This is a genomic window from Frigoribacterium sp. UYMn621 (assembly GCF_040549525.1).
Taxonomy (GTDB): Bacteria; Actinomycetota; Actinomycetes; order Actinomycetales; family Microbacteriaceae; genus Lacisediminihabitans.
This window is the reverse complement of record NZ_JBEPTM010000002.1, coordinates 426361-448846: the sequence shown is the minus strand read 5'-3', so window position 1 is coordinate 448846 and position 22486 is coordinate 426361. Positions and strand designations below refer to the sequence as shown.

The 22486-nt window shown below is 66.7% G+C and carries 18 protein-coding genes; 12 read left to right on the top strand and 6 right to left on the bottom strand.

What is annotated here, in order from left to right; all coding sequences use genetic code 11:
- Positions 1-5 precede the first annotated feature (5 nt).
- The 6 genes from ABIB54_RS06225 (at position 6) to ABIB54_RS06200 (ending at position 7662) form a co-directional block, all read left to right on the top strand.
- Complete coding sequence (locus ABIB54_RS06225; RefSeq protein WP_354574636.1) at positions 6-422, top strand: heat shock protein transcriptional repressor HspR; 417 nt, start codon at positions 6-8, stop codon at positions 420-422.
- 10 nt (positions 423-432) lie between these two features.
- Entirely contained in the window at positions 433-1080 is a 648-nt protein-coding gene (locus tag ABIB54_RS06220; protein ID WP_354574635.1) for a hypothetical protein, read from the top strand.
- The gene (locus tag ABIB54_RS06215; RefSeq protein ID WP_354574634.1) at positions 1073-2248 is read left to right on the top strand and encodes a class I SAM-dependent methyltransferase; all 1176 of its coding nucleotides are present in this window, start codon (positions 1073-1075) and stop codon (positions 2246-2248) included. The genes ABIB54_RS06220 and ABIB54_RS06215 overlap by 8 nt, the downstream gene beginning before the upstream one ends.
- The gene (locus tag ABIB54_RS06210) at positions 2248-4413 is read left to right on the top strand and encodes an ATP-dependent Clp protease ATP-binding subunit (protein ID WP_354574633.1); all 2166 of its coding nucleotides are present in this window, start codon (positions 2248-2250) and stop codon (positions 4411-4413) included. The genes ABIB54_RS06215 and ABIB54_RS06210 overlap by 1 nt, the downstream gene beginning before the upstream one ends.
- A gap of 100 nt (positions 4414-4513) precedes the next feature.
- Positions 4514-6571 carry an acyltransferase family protein gene (locus ABIB54_RS06205; protein WP_354574632.1) on the top strand — a complete coding sequence of 686 codons (2058 nt, stop codon included), beginning with the start codon at positions 4514-4516 and terminating at the stop codon, positions 6569-6571.
- Positions 6572-6612: 41 nt separating this feature from the next.
- The gene (locus tag ABIB54_RS06200) at positions 6613-7662 is read left to right on the top strand and encodes a zinc-dependent alcohol dehydrogenase family protein (protein ID WP_354574631.1); all 1050 of its coding nucleotides are present in this window, start codon (positions 6613-6615) and stop codon (positions 7660-7662) included.
- A gap of 54 nt (positions 7663-7716) precedes the next feature.
- Here ABIB54_RS06200 and ABIB54_RS06195 read toward each other — a convergent pair whose 3' ends face one another.
- From ABIB54_RS06195 to ABIB54_RS06175, 5 genes are all read right to left on the bottom strand, one after another.
- The gene (locus ABIB54_RS06195; protein WP_354574630.1) at positions 7717-8784 is read right to left on the bottom strand and encodes a threonine aldolase family protein; all 1068 of its coding nucleotides are present in this window, start codon (positions 8782-8784) and stop codon (positions 7717-7719) included.
- A gap of 143 nt (positions 8785-8927) precedes the next feature.
- On the bottom strand, positions 8928-10019 hold the full coding sequence (locus ABIB54_RS06190) for an ABC transporter permease (RefSeq protein ID WP_354574629.1): 1092 nt from the start codon (positions 10017-10019) through the stop codon (positions 8928-8930).
- On the bottom strand, positions 10016-10900 hold the full coding sequence (locus tag ABIB54_RS06185) for an ABC transporter ATP-binding protein (protein WP_354574628.1): 885 nt from the start codon (positions 10898-10900) through the stop codon (positions 10016-10018). The genes ABIB54_RS06190 and ABIB54_RS06185 overlap by 4 nt, the downstream gene beginning before the upstream one ends.
- Positions 10901-10995: 95 nt before the next feature.
- On the bottom strand, positions 10996-11655 hold the full coding sequence (locus ABIB54_RS06180) for a response regulator (RefSeq protein ID WP_354574627.1): 660 nt from the start codon (positions 11653-11655) through the stop codon (positions 10996-10998).
- A complete protein-coding gene (locus ABIB54_RS06175; RefSeq protein WP_354574626.1) occupies positions 11655-12956 on the bottom strand; it encodes a sensor histidine kinase in 1302 nt (433 codons plus the stop codon). Before ABIB54_RS06175 ends, ABIB54_RS06180 begins: the two co-directional genes overlap by 1 nt.
- A gap of 217 nt (positions 12957-13173) precedes the next feature.
- Here ABIB54_RS06175 and ABIB54_RS06170 point away from each other — a divergent pair, with 217 nt between their 5' ends.
- The 6 genes from ABIB54_RS06170 to ABIB54_RS06145 all read left to right on the top strand — a co-directional run bounded on the left by ABIB54_RS06170 (position 13174) and on the right by ABIB54_RS06145 (position 20816).
- Positions 13174-14391 carry a LacI family DNA-binding transcriptional regulator gene (locus tag ABIB54_RS06170; RefSeq protein WP_354574625.1) on the top strand — a complete coding sequence of 406 codons (1218 nt, stop codon included), beginning with the start codon at positions 13174-13176 and terminating at the stop codon, positions 14389-14391.
- A gap of 23 nt (positions 14392-14414) precedes the next feature.
- A complete protein-coding gene (locus ABIB54_RS06165) occupies positions 14415-15692 on the top strand; it encodes an extracellular solute-binding protein (protein WP_354574624.1) in 1278 nt (425 codons plus the stop codon).
- Between the two features lie 2 nt (positions 15693-15694).
- Complete coding sequence (locus ABIB54_RS06160) at positions 15695-16648, top strand: carbohydrate ABC transporter permease (RefSeq protein WP_354574623.1); 954 nt, start codon at positions 15695-15697, stop codon at positions 16646-16648.
- Positions 16649-16689: 41 nt separating this feature from the next.
- The gene (locus tag ABIB54_RS06155; RefSeq protein WP_354574676.1) at positions 16690-17523 is read left to right on the top strand and encodes a carbohydrate ABC transporter permease; all 834 of its coding nucleotides are present in this window, start codon (positions 16690-16692) and stop codon (positions 17521-17523) included.
- Between the two features lie 2 nt (positions 17524-17525).
- Positions 17526-18581, top strand: a complete 1056-nt coding sequence (locus ABIB54_RS06150) for a glycoside hydrolase family 130 protein (protein WP_354574622.1) — start codon at positions 17526-17528, stop codon at positions 18579-18581.
- Positions 18582-18743: 162 nt separating this feature from the next.
- Positions 18744-20816 (top strand): hypothetical protein, encoded by a 2073-nt coding sequence (locus ABIB54_RS06145; protein WP_354574621.1) that lies wholly within the window; start codon positions 18744-18746, stop codon positions 20814-20816.
- A gap of 195 nt (positions 20817-21011) precedes the next feature.
- On the opposite strand, the gene ABIB54_RS06140 is transcribed toward ABIB54_RS06145, so the two are convergent.
- Complete coding sequence (locus ABIB54_RS06140) at positions 21012-22400, bottom strand: DUF6421 family protein (RefSeq protein WP_354574620.1); 1389 nt, start codon at positions 22398-22400, stop codon at positions 21012-21014.
- Positions 22401-22486 lie beyond the last annotated feature (86 nt).

The following is a 22486-nucleotide window of genomic DNA, read 5'->3' as shown; positions in this document are numbered from 1 at the left end:
CAGCAATGGAAGCGACCGATCCCGTCTTCGCGATCGCGATCGCGGCCGAGCTCGCGGGGATGCACCCGCAGACGCTGCGCCAGTACGACCGTCTGGAGCTCGTGATCCCCCAGCGCACCTCCGGGCAGTCGCGCCGCTATTCGATGCGGGACGTCATGCAGCTGCGCGAGATCGCGCGCCTCGGAACCGAGGGAGTGAGTCTCGAGGGCATCAAGCGGATTCTGCAGCTCGAGAACCAGGTCGCGGCCCTCGCTGATCGCGTTCGCGAACTCGAGCATGCGCTCGCCGACGAACTCCTCTCGCGCCCGGGCAGCCGGGTCTTCGCGGGCGGGGGAACCGGTGAAGTCGTCTCGCTGCGGGCGGGAACCCGCGCGCAGCGCAACACCCAACTCGTGGTCTGGCGACCACTCGACCACGATTGAGAATCCGACGATGACCGTCTCGCCGCCGCCCGCCTACCCCGCTCAGCCCGTGCCCCGCGCGGTGCGACCGCCCCTGACTCCCCGCGCGAAACGCGGCGCCGCCATCGCGGGAGCCGTGGGCTTCGTCGTGCTCAGCATCGGCTACGCGCTGGTCGCGCTCTGCCTCGGGATCGCCCTGTTGGCGGTCTTCATCGGGCTGATCGTGCGCGCGGCACGCTCGTCGACGGCCGAGTGGTACTCCGGCATCGTCCGAGTGCTCGACGGGCTGGATCTCCGCCCGTTCATCGTGCCGCTCGTTCTCGTCGGCATCCTCGGCCTCGTGGTGATGGCTGTCGCGATCGTGCTGAGCGGTCGCGTGCTCGCGGCGCACCAGGTGCGGCGCCCCTGGGCGGTCACCTGGGCCGGAGTCGGCGTCGGGATCGTGGCATCCTGGGTCGTCTCGGGGATCGGCGGGATCGTCACGAGGGTCGGTCTCGGCGGAGTCGACTGGAACTCGTCGGCGGCCGGACCCTCGCTGGTGACCGTACTGGTGGTCTCGGGCATACTCTCCGTTGCGCTCAACGCCGTGGTCGGCTGGTTGAGCTGGTGGTGGATGGCGTACGCGATGCGTCCCGCCGCCGCCATCCCCGGTGCCGTTGGGACGGGTTCTCATGCCTGATGTCGACCTGGACAGCCTGCGCCGCTGGCCCGACGTCGAGGCCCCCAATCTGTTCGCGGTGGATGCGAGTGACCGGCTGATTCTCGACGAGGCGTCCGACGCCATCTCCGCGGCACCCGCCGGCACCGTCGTGGTGATCAACGACCACTACGGGGCGCTGGCGATCGGCGCCGCCGCGAACCGGGGAGCCACCGCGGTGCGGGTGTTCCAGGATGCCCTCGTGGGAGAGGCGGCACTGGCGGCCAATGCGCGGGGGATCACCGAGGAGCTGAGGAGCCTGCCGCTCGGGCAGGAGTTGCTCTCGGGCGCGACGGTCGTGCTGCTGCAGGTGCCGCGCTCGCTCGCCGAACTCGATGAGATCGCCGGAGAGATCGCGCGCTGGGCGGATCCCTCCGTCGTCGTCTTCGCCGGCGGTCGCATCAAACACCTCTCGCTGACGATGAACTCGGTGCTCACGAAGCACTTCGGCAGGCTGGATGTCTCCCTTGCGCGCCAGAAGTCACGGGTGCTCATCGCCAGGGAGCCCCTCGCCGCGTCGAGCGAATTCCCGGTGCGGGAGTACAACGACGAGCTCGGCCTCTGGGTGTGCGCTCACGGCGCTGTCTTCGCCGGCGCCAAACTCGACCTCGGCACGCGGTTGCTCCTCTCCGTGCTCGACGGCGCACTGGCGGATGCGACCACCGCCATCGATCTCGGCAGCGGCACCGGAATCCTCGCGGCGATGCTCGCGAGATCGCGACCCTCCCTCTCCGTGATCGCCACCGACCAGTCAACCGCGGCGGTGGCATCCTCCCTCGCCACCATGCAGGCGAACGGGCTGGCCGACCGCGTCACCGTGGTGCGCGATGACGGCCTGAAATCGCAGCCCGACGCGAGCGCCGACCTCATCGTGCTCAACCCGCCGTTCCATGTGGGCGCGACCGTGCACACCGGTCTTGCCGACCGCCTGTTCCGCGACGCCGCGCGCGTGCTCCGCCCCGGCGGAGAGCTCTGGACGGTCTACAACTCGCACCTCGCCTACCGGCCGACCCTCGAGTCGGTGATCGGCTCCACGCGCGAAGTGGTGCGCAACAACAAGTTCACGGTCACCTCGTCTCGCCGACGAGTGACCGCGATCCCCGCAGAAGACAGCGCGAGCACCGGCTCGGGCATGGAAAGGCAACGCTAATGGCAAACCTCCAGGGTGCTCCCGCCACCGACGAAGACCAGCAGACCGCACTCGAGAAGTACGGCGTCGACCTCACGGCGATCGCGCGCACCGGAAAACTCGACCCGGTGATCGGGCGGGACGCCGAGATCCGCCGCGTGAGCCAGGTGCTCACCCGGCGCACCAAGAACAACCCGGTGCTCATCGGTGAGCCCGGCGTCGGAAAGACGGCAGTGGTCGAGGGGCTCGCCCAGCGCATCATCGCCGGCGACGTCGCCGACTCCCTCAAGGGCAAGCGGCTCGTCTCCCTCGACCTGGCCGCACTCGTGGCCGGAGCCAAATACCGCGGCGAGTTCGAGGAGCGGCTCAAGGCCGTGCTCAAGGAGATCAACGACGCCGACGGCGAGATCATCACCTTCGTCGACGAACTGCACACGCTTATGGGGGCGGGAGGCGGAGAGGGATCCGTCGCGGCCTCCAACATGCTGAAGCCGATGCTCGCGCGCGGTGAACTGCGCCTCATCGGTGCCACCACTCTCGACGAATACCGCGAGTACATCGAGAAGGATGCCGCCCTCGAGCGCCGTTTCCAGCAGGTGTTCGTGGGCGAGCCCTCGGTCGAAGACACCATCGCCATCCTGCGCGGGCTGAAGGAACGCTATGAGGCGCACCACAAGGTGGCCATCGCCGACACCGCTCTCGTGGCCGCGGCATCCCTCAGCAATCGATACATCAGCGGACGTCAGCTTCCTGACAAGGCGATTGACCTCGTGGATGAGGCGGCCAGCCGGCTCAAGATGGAGATCGACTCCTCCCCGGTGGAGATCGATCAGCTCAAGCGCGCCATCGACCGCATGAAGCTCGAAGAACTCGCTCTCAAGAAGGAGAAGGATGCCGCCTCGAAGGCGCGCCTGCAGAAACTCCGCGACGAGATGGCCGAGATGCAGAAGAAGCTCGACGGCCTCAATGCGCGCTGGACCGCGGAGAAGGCGTCGCTCCAGGGCGTCGGTGACCTGAGAATGCGCCTCAACGATGCGCGTATAGAACTCGACCGCGCCATGCGCGAGGGGCGCTACGAGGATGCCTCGCGCCTCGACTACGAAGTGATCAAGAAGATCGAGCGTGACATCGCCGCGGCCGAATCCATGGAGACCACCGGTCCGCGCATGGTGAACGAGCAGGTGACCGAGGAAGACATCGCCGCCGTCGTCGCAGCCTGGACGGGCATCCCGGTCGGTCGCCTCATGCAGGGTGAGACGGACAAACTGCTCAATCTCGAGAATGAACTGGGCAAGCGGCTTGTCGGCCAGAAGCCCGCGGTGCGGGCGGTGTCGGATGCGGTGCGACGATCACGCGCGGGGATCGCCGACACGGATCGGCCCACCGGCTCGTTCCTGTTCCTCGGTCCCACCGGCGTCGGCAAGACCGAGCTCGCCAAGGCCCTCGCCGAGTTCCTCTTCGATGACGAGAAGGCGATGGTGCGCATCGACATGAGCGAGTACAGCGAGCGGCATTCCGTCGCGCGTCTCCTCGGTGCCCCTCCCGGCTACATCGGCTACGAACAGGGCGGCCAGCTCACCGAGGCCGTGCGTCGGCGCCCCTACTCGGTGGTGCTGCTCGACGAGGTAGAGAAGGCGCACAGCGGAGTCTTCGACGTGCTGCTCCAGGTGCTCGACGACGGCCGGCTCACCGACGGCCAGGGTCGCACCGTGGATTTCCGCAACGTGATCCTCATCCTCACCTCCAACCTGGGGAGCCAGTATCTGGTCGACCCGACCCTCAGCGCTGACGCGAAGGAGGACGCCGTCAACGCGATGGTGCGCCAGGCCTTCAAGCCCGAGTTCCTCAACCGTCTCGACGACATCGTGATCTTCAGCGCGCTCTCGAAGGACGAACTCGCCCAGATCGTGGAGCTGTACATCGACAGGCTGACCCGGCGCCTGCAGGATCGCCGACTCGATCTCGCGGTGACTCCGGATGCGCGCAGCTGGCTCGCCGAGCGCGGGTACGACCCGATCTACGGTGCACGACCGCTTCGCCGGTTGATGCAGCACGAGATCGACGACAAGCTCGCAACGGCTCTGCTCAGTGGGGAGATCAGCGATGGCGACTTCGTGATCGTGGACCTCGACTCCGACAACGACACCCTCAGCATCCGCAAGGGGGAGGCGCCGGCCGAAGACTAGGTGTCGCTGCCTGCGCTGCTCACCGCACGGCGCGGCACCTTCGTTCGCGCCATTGACGGATGCACAGGGACGCAGGTGTGCCCTGTTAGCCTGTTCAGCGATGTCCCCTTCATCGACGCACGAGCGTACTCAACAGTCGAAATCCACGCCGAAGCACTTCCTTCCGCACGTGCAGGGCCTTCGAGCGGTCGCCGTGATCCTCGTCGTGCTCTACCACTTCTGGCCCGGACGCCTCTCGGGCGGCTATATCGGCGTGGACATCTTCTTCGTGATCTCAGGCTTCCTGATCACCGGGCAACTCGCACGGGAGCTCGAACGTACCGGCCGCATCGCGCTGCCGGCCTTCTGGGCCAAGCGCGTGCGTCGCCTGTTGCCTGCATCCATCACGGTGCTGATCTTCGCGACGCTCGCGACCCTGTTCATCCTGCCGCTCTCGAGCCTTGTCGACTCGCTCAGAGAGATCATTGCGAGCACCTTCTACGTTGAGAACTGGTCACTCGCCATCGGTTCGGTGAACTACCTCTCCTCCCACGACGCGACGGCTGCGCAGCACTACTGGTCCCTGTCTCTCGAAGAGCAGTTCTACGTGTTCTGGCCGCTGCTCCTGTTGCTTGCGACCTGGCTCGGCGCCAAGTTCTTCGCGAGCCGACGCTGGTTGCCGATGATCGGCCTCGTAGCCGCGGTGAGTGTCATCTCGCTCGTGGTCTCACTCGCCTATACGGCGACGAATCCGGCCGAAGCATTCTTTGTGACATTCACCCGCGTGTGGGAGTTCGGCGCGGGAGCCATCCTCGCGCTACTTCCGAAGTGGCGCCCGCGCGGTTCGATCTGGCCCAACGTGCTCGGCTACGTCGGGTTGATCGTGATCCTCGTCGCAAGCTACCGATACGGACCGACCACGCCGTTCCCGGGAACGGCGGCCCTCATACCGGTGCTCGGAGCCGGCGCGGTGATCGTCTCCGCGCGAGCCGAACGCTGGTGGGACATCGGATCCGTGCTCGGCGGGCGGGTGCCGCGCTTCATCGGAGACATCTCCTACTCGGTGTACCTGTGGCACTGGCCGCTCATCGTCATCGCCCCTTTCATCCCGGGCTGGGGACTCGACGGAATCAACCGCATTGCGCTTCTGCTCGCCTCGTTCGTGCTCGGCTGGCTGACGAAGCGGTACATCGAGGATCCGGCGCGCACCTGGAGCGCGCTCGTGCGGCGACCTCCGAGAGCGACCTACGCGTTCATGGCTGTGCTGATGCTCGTGTCGACCCTGTTTGTCGCGGGCACCTTTGCCGTGCAGAATCCGAAGTACCAGGCCGCCGCGGCCCAGCTCAGCGCGATCAGCGCGGATCCGCCGGCATGCTTCGGGGCCGAAGCATCCGCCGACTGCACGAACCCCAAGCTCTCGGCGGCCGTCATCCCGAGTGCCGGTTTCGGAAATGCCGACAAGCCGGGGCACGACGACTGCTTCGTTCAGCTCAACGAGTCTGCGGTCAAGGAGTGCACGTTCGGTTCGAAGGCGCCTGGCGCTCCCCGGGTCGCCCTCATCGGTGACAGTCACGCGTACCAGTACATCGAAGTGATGATCTCGCTCGCCACCAAGAACGGCTGGGCCCTCACGACGTACCTGAAGGGGGCCTGCCCGTGGAACACCGTCCCGATCGGGGGGCCGAGCCAGTCCTTCATCGATTCCTGCAGCGAGTGGCTCGGCAACCTGAAGACCACGCTCGCACAGCAGCCCCCGTATGACGCGATCTTCGTGACCGCGCTTCACGCTACCCCGTACGTGACGAGCGGGGGAAAATCCGCGATCGCCGCCGGCTTCTCCGACGCCTGGAAGCAGGCAAAGGGTGCTCCGATTGTCGCCCTCGTCGATAACCCCGACTTTCTCAGCGACCCCAATAAGTGCCTGCGCCTGAACTCGCCGAAAGACTGTACTGAACCTCGAAAGGATGTGCTCGGTGCGACGGATCCGATCGCTATCGCTGCCGCAGCGAGCGGGGCGACGCTTCTCGACTTCACCGACAAGTATTGCGACGCGAAGACCTGCTTCAGCGTGGTGGGAGGCGCCAACATCTATCGGGACAAGGATCACCTCACTGTGACCTGGACCCGTACGCTCTCGTCGGCGATCGGCACAGCGATCGCCGCCACCCTCGCCCGCTGACCTCGGTCAGGAGCATCCCCGCACGCGAATAAACTGGGGGGATGCGTGCAACACTGATCCACGGCGAGCGGGACATCCGACTCGAAGACGTGGCCGAACCCCAGCTCATCACCGGCACCGACGCGATCGTCAAGGTCGTCGCGGCCTGCGTCTGCGGCTCCGACCTCTGGCCCTACCGGGGGGTCACCCCCACGAAGCATCCTCACCGCATCGGACACGAGTTCGTCGGAATCGTCACGGAGATCGGGGATGACGTGTCTCGGATCCGCATCGGCGACTTCGTGATCGCCCCCTTTTACCACTGCGACATGACCTGCGTGAACTGCCTCAACGGGGTGAGCACCTCCTGCCTCGCCGGTGGCTGGTGGGGAGCGGATGACCGCAACGGAGACTTCGTCGATGGAGCCCAGGGCGAGTTCGTGCGGGTGCCGAACGCGGACGGCACGCTCGTCGCGACGCCAGAGCAGCCCAGCCCCGAGCAGATCCCCGGACTCCTCACCCTCGCCGACGTCATGGGCACGGGACATCACGCGGCCTTCTCCGCCGGTGTGTCGGCCGGCGACTCCGTCGTGGTGGTCGGAGACGGCGCGGTCGGGCTGTGCGCGATCATCGCGGCCAAGCGACTCGGGGCAACCCGCATCATCGCCATGTCGCGCCATGCCGACCGGCAGGCGCTCGCGACCGAGTTCGGCGCCACCGACATCGTCGAGGAACGCGGCGACGAGGGAGTCGCTCGCATCAAGGAACTGCTCGGCGGCATCGGAGCTGACCGGGTTCTCGAATGCGTCGGCACCAAGGAATCGATGGACCAGGCGATCCGCTCTGCGCGCCCCGGAGGCAGGGTCGGCTACGTCGGCGTGCCGAACGGCGGATCCGAGCTGCCGATCCGCTCCCTCTTCGGCGCGAACATCGGCGTCGCCGGCGGAGTCGCTCCGGTGCGCAACTACATTGAGGAACTCCTGCCGGAGGTGCTCTCCGGAGCGATCGCCCCCGGACGTGTCTTCGACCTCGAACTTCCGCTCGCCGAGGTCGCCGAGGCCTACGACGCCATGGATGACCGTCGTGCAGTGAAGGTCCTGCTGCGCCCGTAGACCGCCAGCGGTGGTCTCGATGCGCTCTCGTGAGGGCGCTACTCGACCGACGGGCTAGGCGCCGAGCTCCTCCACGATCGCGGCGACGAAGGCGTCGACATCCGCTTCCGTCGTGTCGAATGCGGTCATCCAACGCACCTCGTTCGCGGCCCGGTCCCAGTCGTAGAAGCGGAACTTCTGCTTCAGCCGGTCGGATGACTCGTTCGGCAGCACTGCGAACACCGCGTTGGCGGTCGTCTCCTGGCTGAACGAGAGGTTGCTCACGCGGCCGTCGGCGATCGCGTCCTCGAGAGAGTGACGGAGGTGGGCTGCCATCACATTGGCGTGGCTCGCCGAGCGGCGATAGAGGTCGTCGCTCAGCAGGGCGATCAGCTGCGCGGAGACGAAGCGCATCTTGGACGCGAGCTGCATGTTGAGCTTCCGGAGGAAGATGAGCCCGTCCGAGACATCCGGGTTCAGCAGCACGATCGCCTCGCCGTAGAGCAGCCCGTTCTTGGTGCCGCCGAAGCTCAGGATGTCGACGCCCGCATCCGTCGTGAAGTCCCGCAGCGGCACGTCAAGGGCCGCCGCGGCATTCGAGATGCGCGCACCGTCCATGTGCAACACCATCCCCTTGGAGTGGACGTGGTCGGCGATGGCCCGCAGCTCAGCCACGGAGTAGAGCGTGCCGAGTTCGGTGGTCTGCGTGATGCTCACCGCGAGCGGCTGCGCGCGGTGCTCGTCGCCCCAGCCCCAGGCCTCGCGATCGATGAGCTCCGGGGTGAGCTTGCCGTCGGGAGTCGCAACTGTGAGCAGCTTGAGCCCGCTGATGCGTTCGGGAGCGCCGTTCTCATCCGTGTGGATGTGCGCGGTCGAGGTGGCGATCACGGCACCCCACCGGGGAAGAACGGATGTCAGGGCCGTGACATTCGCCCCGGTGCCGTTGAAGACCGGGAAGGCTTCGGCCTGGTCACCGAAGTGTTCCTTGATGACCTCCTGGAGGCGGGCCGTGTAGACGTCTTCGCCGTACGCGATCTGGTGGCCGCCATTGGCGTCGGCGATAGCGGCGAGCACTTCGGGGTGGGCTCCCGCGTAGTTGTCAGAGGCGAATCCGCGGTAGTTCGTGTCGTGAAGCGTGGTCATGGGTCCAGTCTGCCATTGCGAGTTGTGCGTGCGGGCCGGGGCGGCGCTCCGGCCCGAAGGCGGGCGTCGGCGGACTCTCCGGGCCGGCGTGCCAGCCCGGAGAGTCCGCATACGCCCGGATTCACGAACCCGCCCGGCCGCGGTCAGCGCGCGAGCGCATCGCGCAGCTTCACCCGGCCACCCATGCGCAGTAGCGAGTTCTCGTAGATGCGCGAGCCGATCGCGATGACGAAGGCGGTCGAGACCAGGAGGATCGCCAGGGAGAGCAGCGGTTCCCACCACTCGGCGGTACCAAGGAAGATGCGCATGGGCATGCCGACCGGCGCGGAGAATGGCACGTACGACATGATGCCGAGCACGAGGGGATTGTCGTTGAAGACGATCACGAGCACGTAGGGCACCGTCACGAGCATCGTGACCGGGGTGGTGACCGATGCCATGTCCTCCTGGCGGGAGACGAGGGATGCTGCTGCGGCAAAGAGCGCCGCGAGCAACACGAACCCGAAGGCGAAGAACACCACGAACCAGATGATCGACGGGCCGAGTGTTCCGAGCAGGGTGGACTGCCCGGTGACGAGCAACCCCACCCCGGCGAGGATCGCGATGAGCGCGATCTGGCCGAAGGCGAGGATGCTGTTGCCGAGCACCTTGCCGGCGAGCAGCGTGCGCACCGGGATCGTCGACATGAGGATCTCGACCACTCGCGTCGCCTTCTCTTCCACGACACTCTGCGCGATGGTGGATCCGAACGTCACAGCCGACATGAAGAACACCAACCCGAAGCCGAGGGCGACGAGGTAGATGAGCAGGGGATTCTTCTTCGAGGTATCGAGGATCTTCACGTCCGGAGACACGCTGACGGCCGCGATCACCGCGGTCGGCGGCGAATCGAGCCCGATCACCGTGATGCCGAGCTTCGAGACCGTGGAGTTGGACACGATCGCCGCCTCCACGGCCCCCGAGCGCACCAGTTTCTGCGCCTGGGCACGAGTGTCGACATCCGTCACCGCGAACTGGGGGAGGTCGGGCAGCGCGTTGACCACCGAACGCTGAACGGCGATCTTGGTCGGCTCGGCGTTCGCGCTGACGATGCTGCCGATCACGATCGAGGCGAGTACCGCGAGCAGCAGTACGCCGGTCGAGATGAGGAAGGCCTTGCTGCGCAGTCGCATGGTGATCTCGCGGTTCGACACGAGAAGAGTGCTCTGCAGGAATGAGGGGGCGATGGTGCTCACTGGATGACCTCCCGGAAGATCTGGGCGAGGGATGGATGTTGCGGGGCGAATCGCTGCACGGAGCCATCCGCGACCGCGCGCTTCAGCACGGACTGGGCGGCTGCGGCATCCGCTGCCTCGAAGAGGGCGTGACCGCCGTCGAAGTCGACGACGGTGATTCCGGGCACCTCGCGCAGCCAGCCGAGATCCCCGTCGACATCGAGCTGGTAGCGGTCGTGACCGTGCTCGCGTTGCAGCTGCTCCCGCGAACCGCTCGCCCGGATCTCGCCGTTGGCGATGATCACCAGATCGTCGCACAGGCGTTCGACGAGGTCGAGCTGGTGGCTGGAGAACAGCACGGGGGCACCGTCGGAGGCGGCATCTCGCAGCACCCCGAGCACGGAGTCGACGCCCATGGGATCGAGGCCGGAGAACGGCTCGTCGAGAATGAGCACTTCGGGCTGGTGGACGAGAGCGGCGGCGATCTGTGCGCGCTGCTGGTTGCCGAGGGACAGGGCATCGACGGTGTCGTTCGCCCTCGCGCCGAGTTCGAGCCGGTCGAGCAGACGGGTCGTGCTTGCCGCTGCATCACGAGCGGTCATGCCGTGCAGCCGACCGAAGTAGGCGATCTGCTCGGCCACCTTCATCTTCGGGTAGAGCCCACGTTCTTCCGGCATGTACCCGAAGATTCGCCGGTCATCGCCGCTGAGCGTCGACCCGCCTAGGCTCACCGAGCCGGAATCGGCGGACAGCACGCCGAGGATGATCCGCATCGTCGTCGTCTTGCCGGCACCGTTTCCCCCGACGAATCCGGTGATGCGGCCGTCACCGACGGTGAAACTCACCTCGTTGAGCGCGGCTCGATCGCCGTATGTCTTGGTCACCCTGTCTACCTGTAGCATCGTGCTCCCTCGTGTCTGGTCTCAACCGTAGGAGGTGGCGCGGCACGGGGCATCCGCCTCGCGGGGGGATTCCCGCTCCACCCCACGGGGGAGGCTCAGCTGCGCGCCACGATGCCGTTCTCGTAGGCGAATACCACGGCGTGCACCCGATCCCGCAGGCCGAGCTTCTGCAGCACCTTCGAGACATGGGACTTGACCGTCGCCTCCCCGACGTAGAGGGTGCGCGCGATCTCGGAGTTGCTCATACCCCGCGCGAGCAGGCCGAGGACTTCGCGCTCCCGCCCGCTCAGCTCGTCGAGCGCTGGGCTCGCCGTCGGCGCGATCGGGGACCGCCCGGCGCAACGCTCGATCACCCGCCGCGTGACATCCGGCGCCAGCAGAGCATCGCCGCGGCCGATGGTCTGCACCGCTTCGATGAGCTTCTCCGGCGTCGAATTCTTCAGCAGGAAGCCGCTCGCTCCGGCGGTGAGCGCATCGAAGAGGTAGTCGTCCCGATCGAAGGTGGTGAGGATGAGCACGCCGGTTTCCGGGGCCTGGACGGCGATCCGGCGAGTGGCTTCGAGACCGTCCATGACGGGCATCTGCACGTCCATGCAGACCACGTCGGGGCGCAGTTCGAGAATCCGCGCCAGCGCTTCTTGCCCGTTCCTGGCCTCGCCGACGACCGTGATGCCGGGCTCGCTCTGCAGGATCACCGAGAACCCCGCCCGCACCAGGTCCTGGTCGTCGACGATGAGCACGCGAAGGTCGGCCATCAGCCCGCCTCCCCGGTGGGGATGTGCGCGCGCACGAGGTAGCCGCCCCGGGCGCGCGGGCCGATCTGGATGGTGCCGCCGACGGCATCCACCCGCTCTCGCATCCCGAGGTGGCCGTGGCCCGAGCCAGAGGCGGCGACGGTAGAGCCGGTGCCGGTATCCCCCAATTCGAGCTCGACGGCGTCGTCGAGATACCGCAATCGGAGGTCGATCTCGGCCCCCGGACCGGCGTGCTTGATGGTGTTCGTGATGGCTTCCTGCGCGATCCGGTAGAGGGTCGCTCCCACGGTGGGCGGCACCGGACGCTCGGTGCCGATCGTGCGCGAGAGGATCGTGACGCCCGCTCCGCGGGCATCGCCGACGAGGGTGGAGAGCTGATCGAGACCGCGGGTGCTCGGGGCATCCCCGGCCGGGTGCTCATCGTCCCGCAGCGTCGTGAGCATCCGGTGGAGCTCTGCGACGGCGGTGCGAGCGCTCGATTCGATTGAACGGAGGGATGCCGCGGCTCCCGCCGGATCGGAATCGACGACCCGTCGGGCCGCCCCCGCCTGCACGCCCATCACGGACACGTGGTGGGCGACGATGTCGTGCAGGTCCCTGGCGATCCGCACGCGTTCGAGCGACACCGCCCGCTGCGCATTGATCTCGCGTTCGGCGGCGAGCTCCGCCGTGCGGGCAACGAGTGCCGACCGCTCGCGCGCCGCGGCCCAGGCTCGATCGCCGAAGTAGAAGGCGCCGCCGAAGTAGAGCAGGTTGGTCACTATCTGCAGCAGGCCGATGGCGACGATCGGGGAGATCGCGCTGCTGCGGGCGATGTTCGAGAAGGAGCCGGGGGCGGAGGCATGCGCGACGAGCGCGATGAAAAGCCAGACGAACATCCCGATGACGATCAGCACGCGCACGATCGTCGCGCGCGCCCGATGACGACCCCAGGCCCCCACCGAGTACAGGGCGATGAACAGGGAGATGTTGGCGAAGAGCGTCTCCGGAACGGAAAGGATCTGCGCGACCACGAAGACGGCACCCACCACGACGGCGACCGCCTCCGGCCAGCGACGCCGCAACGCCAACGGAGCCGTGCACACGACGACGTAGAGCGCGCTGATCCAGATCGCGGACGGATGCTCGTAGAAGCCCGAGCTCTGGGAGAGCAGCACGCTCAGCGCGGTGGCCCCGAGCATCACCGCGGCCAGCACGGCATCCCGCACGTACTCCCGGCGTCCGGGCTCCGGGCGAACCCAGTCCCGGTCGACGTCGCCAGGGCTGTCGCGCCAGCGGCGGGCGCTCGACGATTCGGTCACTCCGACAACGCTAGTCCGCGCTGCGCGGAGCGGAATCCCCCGCGAGGGGGAGGATTCGCGGTGGTCACGCGCTAGCGCCGGCGAGCCTTGGGACGCGCGGGTGAGTGGTGAGCACGGACATGGCGGATCCGTGGGCCACCCGATCTGCACAAAAGGGGTTGCTTTCTCCGGTGATCGGGCTTAGGTTGACTAAACCGGTTCAGAAGGCAGCCGGGCGATGCGATTCGACCCGCACCGCGCACGAAGTAGCACGACGCGCACGACCCAGATCCAGGCGCCACCGGTTCAGACGACTGCCGGTGGCCGAAGCGCGGCCAGCATCTACTGGCGCGAAACGACACCGGTTCAGAACACTGCCGGCTACACGAACACTCAGGGTGGAGTACTCATGGCGAAACAGCGCGCAACGATCACGGATGTCGCCCGTGCCGCCGGGGTGAGCAAGGGCCTGGTTTCCTTCGCGCTCAACGATCGTCCGGGGGTTTCGCCGGAGACCCGTGATCGCATCCTCCTTGTCGCCGACGAGCTCGGATGGCGCCCCAGCGTGCGGGCACGCTCGCTCAGCACGGATCGATCGTTCGCGCTCGGCCTGGTGATCGCCCGCGATCCCGAGGTGATGTCGGGCGATCCGTTCTTCCCTGCCTTCATCTCGGGAATCGAATCCGCCCTGGCGCCAGCGGGACAGGCACTCGTGCTGAGCGTCGTCGGCAGCGAAGCCGACGAGGAAGCCAGCTATCGCCAACTCGCCGATCACGACCGTGTCGACGGCGTGATCCTCACCGACCTCCGTCGCGACGACTCCCGCATCGCGCTCGTCGCACGTCTCGGGCTCACGGCGATCACCATCGGTCATCCGGATGTCCCGTCCGATCTCCCCTCGGTGAACGTCGAAGACACACCGGGCATCGTCGCCGCGGTGGAGCACCTCATCGCTCTCGGACACCGTCGGATCGCACACGTCGCCGGACCCTCACGCATGCTGCACGGCGTGCGCCGGAGCCTGTCGTTCACGGAGACCATGCATTCGCACGGCCTTGACGGCGGGCTCATCATCGAGACGGACTTCACTGCCGCCGGCGGGGCCCGCGCAACCCAGCTGCTCTTCGCGCTCGCCGACCGGCCGACGGCGATCGTCTATTCGAACGATGTGATGGCGATCGCCGGGCTTGGCGTTGCCGCGCGGGCGGGCCTCTCCGTTCCCCGCGATCTCTCCATTACCGGATTCGACGGAAGCGATATCGGCGCCCACCTCTTCCCTTCACTCACCACGGTTACCACCACGGTGCAGGAATGGGGTCGCCAAGCCGCCGGACTGCTGCTGCGAGTGATCGCCGGCGAGACGGTCGACGACATAGAACTTCCGCCGGCACGACTCGTCATTCGCGAATCCAGCGCTGTCGCTCCGACCACGCCACCCCCCACCGCGGCTCCCTAGCCGCACGAAGAAAAGGAAAGACTGTGCAAAGAAGAACAGTTATCGCCGCCACCGTGCTCGCCGGCGCGCTCGCCCTCACTGCCTGCAGCAGCGGCGCCGGAACCACCTCGACCACTGGCAAGGGCCCGATCACGATCTGGTACTCGAACAACGAGCAGGAGGTGGCCTGGGGCAAGCAGATGGTTGCCGCCTGGAACGCTGACCACCCGAAGGAACAGGTCAAGGGCCAGGAGATCCCGGCCGGAAAGAGCAGCGAAGAGGTGATCGGAGCCGCCATTGCGGCCGGAAACGCTCCCTGCCTGATCTACAACACGGCTCCCTCCGCCGTCGGCCAATTCGAGAAGCAGGGCGGCCTCGTCGACATCTCCAAGATCTCGGATGGCGCGTCGTACATCGAGGCTCGCAGTGGCAAAGTCGCCGACCAGTACAAGAACACCTCCGGTGACTACTTCCAGATGCCGTGGAAGTCGAACCCCGTCGTGATCTTCTACAACAAGGACATGTTCGCCAAGGCGGGGCTGGACCCCGAGAACCCGAAGCTCTCGACCTACGCCGACTTCATCGATACCTCGAAGAAGCTCGTCGCGGCGGGTGTCGCCAAGGTCGCGATCCAGCCGGCACCCACGAGCGAGTTCTTTCAGAGCCAGTTCGACTTCTATCCGCTCTACGCCGCGGCCACGGGCGGGAAGCAGATCGTGGCGGACAACAAGGCGACCTTCGCCACCCAGGACGGCTTCGACGTCGCCGACTTCTGGCAGACGATGTACAAAGACAAGCTGTCGAGCCCGGAGCAGTACACGGGAGACTCGTTCGCCTCTGGCAACTCGGCCATGGCCATCGTCGGCCCATGGGCCGTCTCGGTCTATAAGGACGTGAACTGGGGCTCCGTTCCGGTTCCGACCAAGGAGGGGATCGCGGCTGACAAGACGTGGACCTTCAGCGACGCAAAGAACATCGGCCTCTACTCCGCCTGTAAGAACCAGGGCACGGCGTGGGATGTTCTCAAGTTCTCGACCAGCAAGGCGCAAGACCAGAAGCTGCTCGAAATCACGGGACAGATGCCGCTCCGCAGCGACCTGCAGGCCACCTACGCCGACTACTTCGCCAAGAACCCGGCCTACAAGGCCTTCGGTGATCAGGCCTCCCGCACCGTCGAGGTTCCCCCGGGACCGAACACCGTCGAGATGCTTCAGACCTTCCGTGACGCCTGGACCAAAACGGTGGTCACCGGCAACGGAGATGTGAAGAGCGCCCTCACGGATGCTGCGTCGAAGATCGACACGATCGCGAAGCAGAAGTAGTCATGACCACAACCCTGACGTCTCCGGTGGCCTCGCGGCCACCGGAGCCGGGTGCCTCACCGTCACGGAAACGCCGGCGGGGCGGCCTCCTCGGCAAGCATCCGCTCGGGCTGCTGTTCAGTGCGCCCTACCTGGCGTTCGTAGTCCTGGTGTTCGCCTATCCGCTGATCTATTCGGTCTGGATCTCGTTCCACGACTTCTTCTTCGCGGCCCCGGGCGCGCAGGTCGATCGTCCCTTCGTCGGGCTGCAGAACTACATCACGGCGTTCTCCGACCCTGCGGTCATCCGTTCCTTCGGAAATGTTGGCATCTTCCTGTTGATCAACGTGCCGCTGACCGTCGTGCTGTCGCTGCTCCTGGCGAGCGCGCTCAACAAGGTGACCCGGTTCAAGGCCTTCCTGCGGGTGAGCTTCTACGTTCCCTACCTCGCAGCGAGCGTGGCGGTCGTGGCGGTGTGGCTGTTTCTCTTCAACGGGAACGGAATCGTCAACCAGGTGCTCGGCCCGCTCGCGCCGAGCCCGTCCTGGCTCGTCAACCCGCACTGGGCGATGCCGACCATCGCCCTGTTCGTCACGTGGAAGCAACTCGGCTTCTACATCCTGCTCTACCTCGCAGCCCTCCAGGCCGTGCCGAAGGAGCTCTACGAGTCGGCCTCCACCGATGGCGCCGGTACCGTGCGCAGCTTCTTCTCGGTGACTGTGCCGGGCGTGCGACCAGCCACCGTGCTCGTGCTGCTGGTCTCGACGGTCACCGGAGCGAACCTGTTCACCGAGCCCTACCTGCTCACGGGTGGCGGTGGCCCAAACGGGGCATCCGCTTCGCCGGTTCTGATCATGTACCAGGACGGGCTGCAGCAGGGGCATCCGGATACCGCTGCGGCCATCGGGGTCGTGCTGGTTCTCGTGGTGCTCGTCATCGCCTGGTTGCAGAACCGATTCGCGGGAGGGAACGACTGATGGCCCCCAAACAGCGCACGGACCACTTCGCGCACACCCGGATGTCGCGCCCCCAGCGCATTCTGCGGGGAGTGGTGCTCGGCATCGGTGCCCTCGTCTTCCTGTTCCCGTTCTATTACATGGTGATCGGATCGCTGCAGGCCAAGCCCGATCCCTCGGTCGCCGGAGCCTTCCCCAACGTCGCCAACATCACGGGGGAGAACTATGTGCAGATCAACGATCGAATCAACCTCTTCCAGGGGCTGCTCAATTCGGGAATCTTCACCGGCGGCGTGCTCCTCGGCACGATGGTATTCGGACTCTTGGCCGGCTACGCGCTCGCCGTGCTGCAGTGGCGCGGCCGGGGAGTCACGTTCGCTCTGGCTCTGCTGGTGCAGGTGATCCCGTTCCAGTTGCTGATGATCCCGTTGTACGTGCTCATCGCGCGCGACTACGGGCTGGCCGACAACTACCTCGGCATGATCCTGCCGTTCTTCATCAATTCGACGGCGGTGGTGATCTTCCGGCAGTACTTCCTGCAGCTGCCCAAAGAGCTGTTCGAGGCGGCGAGGATCGACGGGGCGAGCGAGCTCGTACTGCTCTGGCGCATCGCGATCCCGCTCGTGCGGCCCGCGATCATCACGGTGGTGCTGCTCACGTTCATCGGCCCGTGGAACGAATTCCTCTGGCCGTTCCTCGTCACGAAGGAGGCGAGCCTGCAACCGCTGGCCGTCTCCCTCGCCAACTACATCTCCAATGTCGCGGCATCCGCGTCCAATCCGTTCGGCGCGACCCTCGCGGGCGCTGTCGTGCTCGCGGCGCCGGTCGTCGTGCTGTTCATCGTGTTCCAGAGGTACTTCGTCTCGACCAACATCGGTTCGGGCGTGAAAGGTTGACCATGTTCCCCTTCCCTTATTCCCTCACCCGCGCCGGCGTAATCATGGCGCCGCTCCCCGGGGACGAACTCGAGGCAGAGGGGGTGCTGAATCCGGCCACCGGACACTCGGATGATGGCACGCTCTACCTCCTCCCCCGCATGGTGGCCACCGGAAACGTGAGCCGGGTCGGGCTCGCCCGAGTGGTGATCGAGGACGGTGTGCCGGTCGGGGTCGAACGCGAGGGCGTCGTTTTGCAGCCGGAGCGGTCATGGGAGCGCGGGGCGAAGAACTCCGGCACCGAGGATCCGCGGGTCACGTTCATCCCGTGGCTCGGCCTCCATGTGATGACCTACGTGGCATTCGGGCCGCTGGGGCCGCGCACCGCGGTCGCGACATCCACCGACCTCCGCGAATGGACGAGACTCGGCCCGGCGCTCTTCGAGTTCGATGACGCCCTCGATATCGACCTCAACCTCTTCCACAACAAAGACACGGTGTTCTTCCCCGAGCCCGTGACCGCCCCGGACGGGGTGGAGAGTTTCGCGGTGCTCCACCGCCCGATGTGGGATCTCGGCGACATCAAGCCGGGGGAACTGCGCACCATCCCGGCCGGCATCACCGACGAGCGGCAGAGCATCTGGATCAGCTACGTGCCCGTGACCGAGGTGATGGAAGACATCCGCTCGATCGTGCTGTGGCACGGGCATCGGATGCTCGCCGCCCCCGAATCCCCGTTCGAGCAGCTGAAGATCGGGGGCGGCCCGCCACCGGTGCTCGTCGACGAAGGCTGGCTGGTGCTGTATCACGGGGTCACCGGGGAGATCGACAACGCGTTCACGCAGCAGCAGAAGGTGAACTACTCCGCGGGCGGGATGATCCTGGATGCCGCGGATCCGACGAAGATCCTCGCCCGCACCACCGAGCCGCTGTTGGCGGCCGAGACCGAGGATGAGCGCAGCGGAATCGTGCCCAACGTGGTCTTCCCCACCGCGATCGAGCGCATCGACGGCCAGCTCTTCGTCTTCTACGGCATGGCCGACTCCAAGATCGGGGTCGCGCGCATCGACCACCTGTGACGCTGCACGTACTGCCCCCGTGCCGCTCTCATCATTCAGGAACGCGCGGCACGGATGGGGCCGCCGGGCCCTCCTGAGGTCGACACCTGCACCATCCACCACATCAGCACCACATTCTCCTGAATTCTGAAAGCACATAACCCACAGAAACGGACACGTTCGATGACGAACTCCCTCTCCCGGCGCTGGCTTGCCGCACTGGCAGCCACTGCGTTGGTCGGTGCGGCGGCGGTCGCGAGCCCGGTCGGCGCGAGCCCGGCGGCCGCGAGCCCGGCCGTTATGAGCCCCACGGTCGCGGGCCCCACGAGTGTGGGCGCGGCACCCCGCCTCACCAACCTCGCGCACCTCGACTTCCTGCTCGATACCGCGTCGCCCGGCGCCGCCGACGGCCACAGCACCTATCGCCTCGCGGAGGAGCCGACCATCACCATGCCGTGGACGTACGCGGACTCCCGACCGGGCGGCACCTTCGCGCGCGTCGGCGGCGGGCCGCTCGACCCCGCGACCGGACACTACGGCCAGGGTGCCTACAACGCCGACGACATCACCCGGGCGGCCGTCGTATACCTGCGGGACTGGAAGCAGAGCGGTTCCGCCGCGAGCCGCACTACGGCCTACGAGCTGCTGAGATCCGTCGCCTACTTCCAGACCTCGACCGGACCGAACGCGGGAAACGTCGTGCTCTGGATGCAGTCCGACGGCACCTTCAACACGTCACCGGTGCCAGTAGAGCTCCCCGATCCCTCCGACAGCGGTCCGAGCTATTGGCTCGCCCGCAGCCTCTGGGCCTTCGGTGAGGGGTACGCCGACTTCAAAGACAGCGATCCTGCCTTCGCGAGCTTCCTCCAGCAGCGTCTACAGCTCGGCGTCGCCGCGCTCGACCGGGAGGTGCTCAACAAGTACGGCACCTACGCCATCGCGGACGGTGCCAGAGTTCCGGCCTGGCTGATCATCAACGGAGCGGATGCCTCTGCCGAGGCCGTCCTCGGCCTCAGCGAGTATTCGGCAGCCGCCCCCGGTGATACTGCATCTCGCATCGCGCTCGCGCAGCTCGCGGACGGCATCTCGAAGATGGGTGCCGGATCATCCACCCAGTGGCCCTATGGCGCGATTCTCCCGTGGGCGGAGTCCCGATCGATGTGGCATGCCTACGCGTCGCAGATGCCCGCGGCGCTCGCCGCGGCATCCACCGTGCTGAAGAAGCCGGAGCTGCTCGAGCCCGCGGTGGCCGATTCGGTCGGGTTCACCACCGAATTGCTCGCGGCCGGAGGTCCCGACAACGGCTGGTACCCGACACCGGTGGACACCACCCAGATCGCCTACGGGGCCGATTCGAGGTTGCAGTCTCTGCTCGCCGTTTCCGCCGCGGGCAATCGGCCGGGCATCCGGCAGCTGGCGGCTATCGCCGGGTCGTGGTTCTTCGGTGCGAATCCCTCGGGGAAGCCGACCTACGATCGCGCCACGGGAGTCACTTTCGACGGTGTGCAACCGGACGGCACTGTGAACCCCAATTCCGGGGCGGAGAGCACGATTCATGGACTGCTCTCCATGCTCGCGCTCGATGCGAATCCGGATGTCGCGGCACGTGCTCTCGCGACACCGGTCACCGTCTCTCACGACGGCCTCACCGTCGTGCAGGCTGAGTCGACGGCCGAGACGACAGGCACCGTCGTGACTCCTGACTCGGCCTGGACCGGCGAGTCGCAGTTCGGGGGAGGTGCCTACCTTTCTTTGTTGTCGAAGTCGACCGCGACCCTGGCGATACCGGCGGGATCGGGTGCCCGCCACCTCGAGCCGGTGACCTTCGAGCCCAACCCGGGTTCGGCGTCTTCGTTGTGGACGGTGGGCCGGGTGCCGCTTGGGATCGTCCGTGACGGCGTCGGCGCACAGGGAATCACCGCGGTGGCCGGGGCGCTGCTGCCGCACACTCTCACGCTGCCGATCGGTGCCGGGGCGACGACCGTCACGGTTCGTGCCACCTCTGGAGCGGTGAAGCTGGATGCCGTGATCGTGCGCCCGCTAGTGTCGCGGCTCCTACTGCGGGGCACCTCGGCCTCGACCGAACTCGTGCACTCGACATCCATTCTGCCGCTGCCCGCGCGGGTGGGCGCGGCGGGGGAGCGTGCGATGGTATGTACCTACGACTCCGGTGGGCGACTTCTGCAGACTCGGGTGATCTCGGGTTCGTCGACGATCCTGCTGCGGCCCGGAGGATTCGCGGTGGTCACGCGCTAGCGCCGGCGGCAGTTTCACTATTCAGGAAGGTGCGGGACTGATGGGACGGGTGAGACGGCTGTGCACCTCAGGGGTGCTCAGCCGCATCATCCGCCCCACACGTTCCTGAATGATGAAACGCGCACGCGCACGGGAACGCATGCGCACGCGCACGGGCACGGAAACGCACACGGACGGGGGCAGCGCGGCGAAACGCTAGCTGCGGCCGGTCAGGCCTGCGGTCGACTCGATCACGTCGGCCATCTTCTTGGAGAGGGCCTCGTAGAACATCGACAGGGGGAACTCGTCGGGAAGCACGGCATCCGTGAAACCCTTGGGCGGTCCGTCCAGCGGCAGGTCCCGCTTCGCCCAGTTCGATGCCGGATGCGGCGTGAGCGTGCCAGAGACCAGTTCGTAGGCCGCCAGCCAGTGCGCGGTCTTCGGCCGGTCGATCGAGCGCCAGTACAGCTCCTCGATCTCTCGCCCGAGTGCGATGACGACCTCCGGCACGTCCGCCCAGTCGATGGTGAGGCGCGTGTCGGTCCAGTGCAGCACGTGGTGCTGGTGGAGCCAGGCGAACAGCAGCTGTCCGCCGACCCCGTCGTAGTTGCGCACTCGGGTGCCGGTGATCGCGAATCTGAAGATCCGGTCGAAGAGCACGGCGTACTGCACGAGTTTCGCGTGGTCGCGGGTCACGTCATCAGTGTCCTCGGCACGCTCGAGGCGCACCGCCTCGCGGTAGGCGGTGAGGTCGCAGCGCAGTTCCTCGAGCGAATAGAGGAAGTACGGCATGCGCTGCTTGATCATGAACGGATCGAAGGGCAGGTCTCCGCGCATGTGGGTGCGGTCGTGGATGAGGTCCCACATGACGAAAGTCTCTTCGGCCAGGTGCTGGTCGTCGAGCAGCCGCAGCGCATCCGCCGGGAGGTCGAGCTTCGTGATGGCGGATGCCTCACGCACGACCCTGCGGAAGCGCGCGGCCTCCCGGTCGGCGAAGATCGCTCCCCAGGTGAAGGTGGGCACCGCGCGCATCGCGATCGTCTCGGGGAACAGCACCGCGGAGTTCGTGTCGTAGCCCTCGGTGAAGTCGACGAAACGAATGGGAACGAACAGCGCGTTCGAGTACTCCCCGGCCTCGAGGGCTGCCACGAATTCCGGCCAGATCACCTCGACGATCACGGCCTCGACCAGGCGGTCGGTGCTGCCGTTCTGGGTGTACATGGGGAAGACGACGAGGTGACGCAGCCCATCAATCCGGTGGAGCTGCGGCTGGAATGCTGCGAGGGAGTCGAAGAAGTCGGGCACGCCGAATCCGCGCGCCTCCCACCGCTCGAAGTCCGCCGCGGCGGCCCGCAGGTACTCCTCGTCGTGCGGGAATACCGGCACGAAGGCGCGAAGCGTGCCGGCGATGGTGGCGACCAGGGCGCGGGCATCCGCGTGATGTGCGGTGTTCGGGATGCTGCCGTCCTGCACCTGCAGCGGTCGGAGCGCCGAGACCGCGACCTTGAGTTTGAGCCAAGCCGTGCTCGTTTCGACGGAGCCGTCTTCGAGGACCTCGGGCTCCCCGACGATTGCGCTCTGTGCTGCTGAAGCGGTGTGTGACATGGTTCGACCTCCGATCCTGGAAAAAAACGACACGATGACGCACATGCGTCTCCCTCGAGGGTATCTGCGCAATCGCGCCGTTTGGT

Coding starts and splice junctions, on each gene's coding strand:
- ABIB54_RS06150 (WP_354574622.1), top strand. CDS start 17,526: ATGTTCCCCTTCCCTTATTCCCTCACCCGCGCCGGCGTAATCATGGCG.
- ABIB54_RS06145 (WP_354574621.1), top strand. CDS start 18,744: ATGACGAACTCCCTCTCCCGGCGCTGGCTTGCCGCACTGGCAGCCACT.
- ABIB54_RS06195 (WP_354574630.1), bottom strand. CDS start 8,784: ATGACCACGCTTCACGACACGAACTACCGCGGATTCGCCTCTGACAAC.
- ABIB54_RS06220 (WP_354574635.1), top strand. CDS start 433: ATGACCGTCTCGCCGCCGCCCGCCTACCCCGCTCAGCCCGTGCCCCGC.
- ABIB54_RS06155 (WP_354574676.1), top strand. CDS start 16,690: ATGTCGCGCCCCCAGCGCATTCTGCGGGGAGTGGTGCTCGGCATCGGT.
- ABIB54_RS06200 (WP_354574631.1), top strand. CDS start 6,613: ATGCGTGCAACACTGATCCACGGCGAGCGGGACATCCGACTCGAAGAC.
- ABIB54_RS06225 (WP_354574636.1), top strand. CDS start 6: ATGGAAGCGACCGATCCCGTCTTCGCGATCGCGATCGCGGCCGAGCTC.
- ABIB54_RS06205 (WP_354574632.1), top strand. CDS start 4,514: ATGTCCCCTTCATCGACGCACGAGCGTACTCAACAGTCGAAATCCACG.
- ABIB54_RS06170 (WP_354574625.1), top strand. CDS start 13,174: ATGCGATTCGACCCGCACCGCGCACGAAGTAGCACGACGCGCACGACC.
- ABIB54_RS06210 (WP_354574633.1), top strand. CDS start 2,248: ATGGCAAACCTCCAGGGTGCTCCCGCCACCGACGAAGACCAGCAGACC.
- ABIB54_RS06140 (WP_354574620.1), bottom strand. CDS start 22,400: ATGTCACACACCGCTTCAGCAGCACAGAGCGCAATCGTCGGGGAGCCC.
- ABIB54_RS06180 (WP_354574627.1), bottom strand. CDS start 11,655: ATGGCCGACCTTCGCGTGCTCATCGTCGACGACCAGGACCTGGTGCGG.
- ABIB54_RS06215 (WP_354574634.1), top strand. CDS start 1,073: ATGCCTGATGTCGACCTGGACAGCCTGCGCCGCTGGCCCGACGTCGAG.
- ABIB54_RS06185 (WP_354574628.1), bottom strand. CDS start 10,900: ATGCTACAGGTAGACAGGGTGACCAAGACATACGGCGATCGAGCCGCG.
- ABIB54_RS06160 (WP_354574623.1), top strand. CDS start 15,695: ATGACCACAACCCTGACGTCTCCGGTGGCCTCGCGGCCACCGGAGCCG.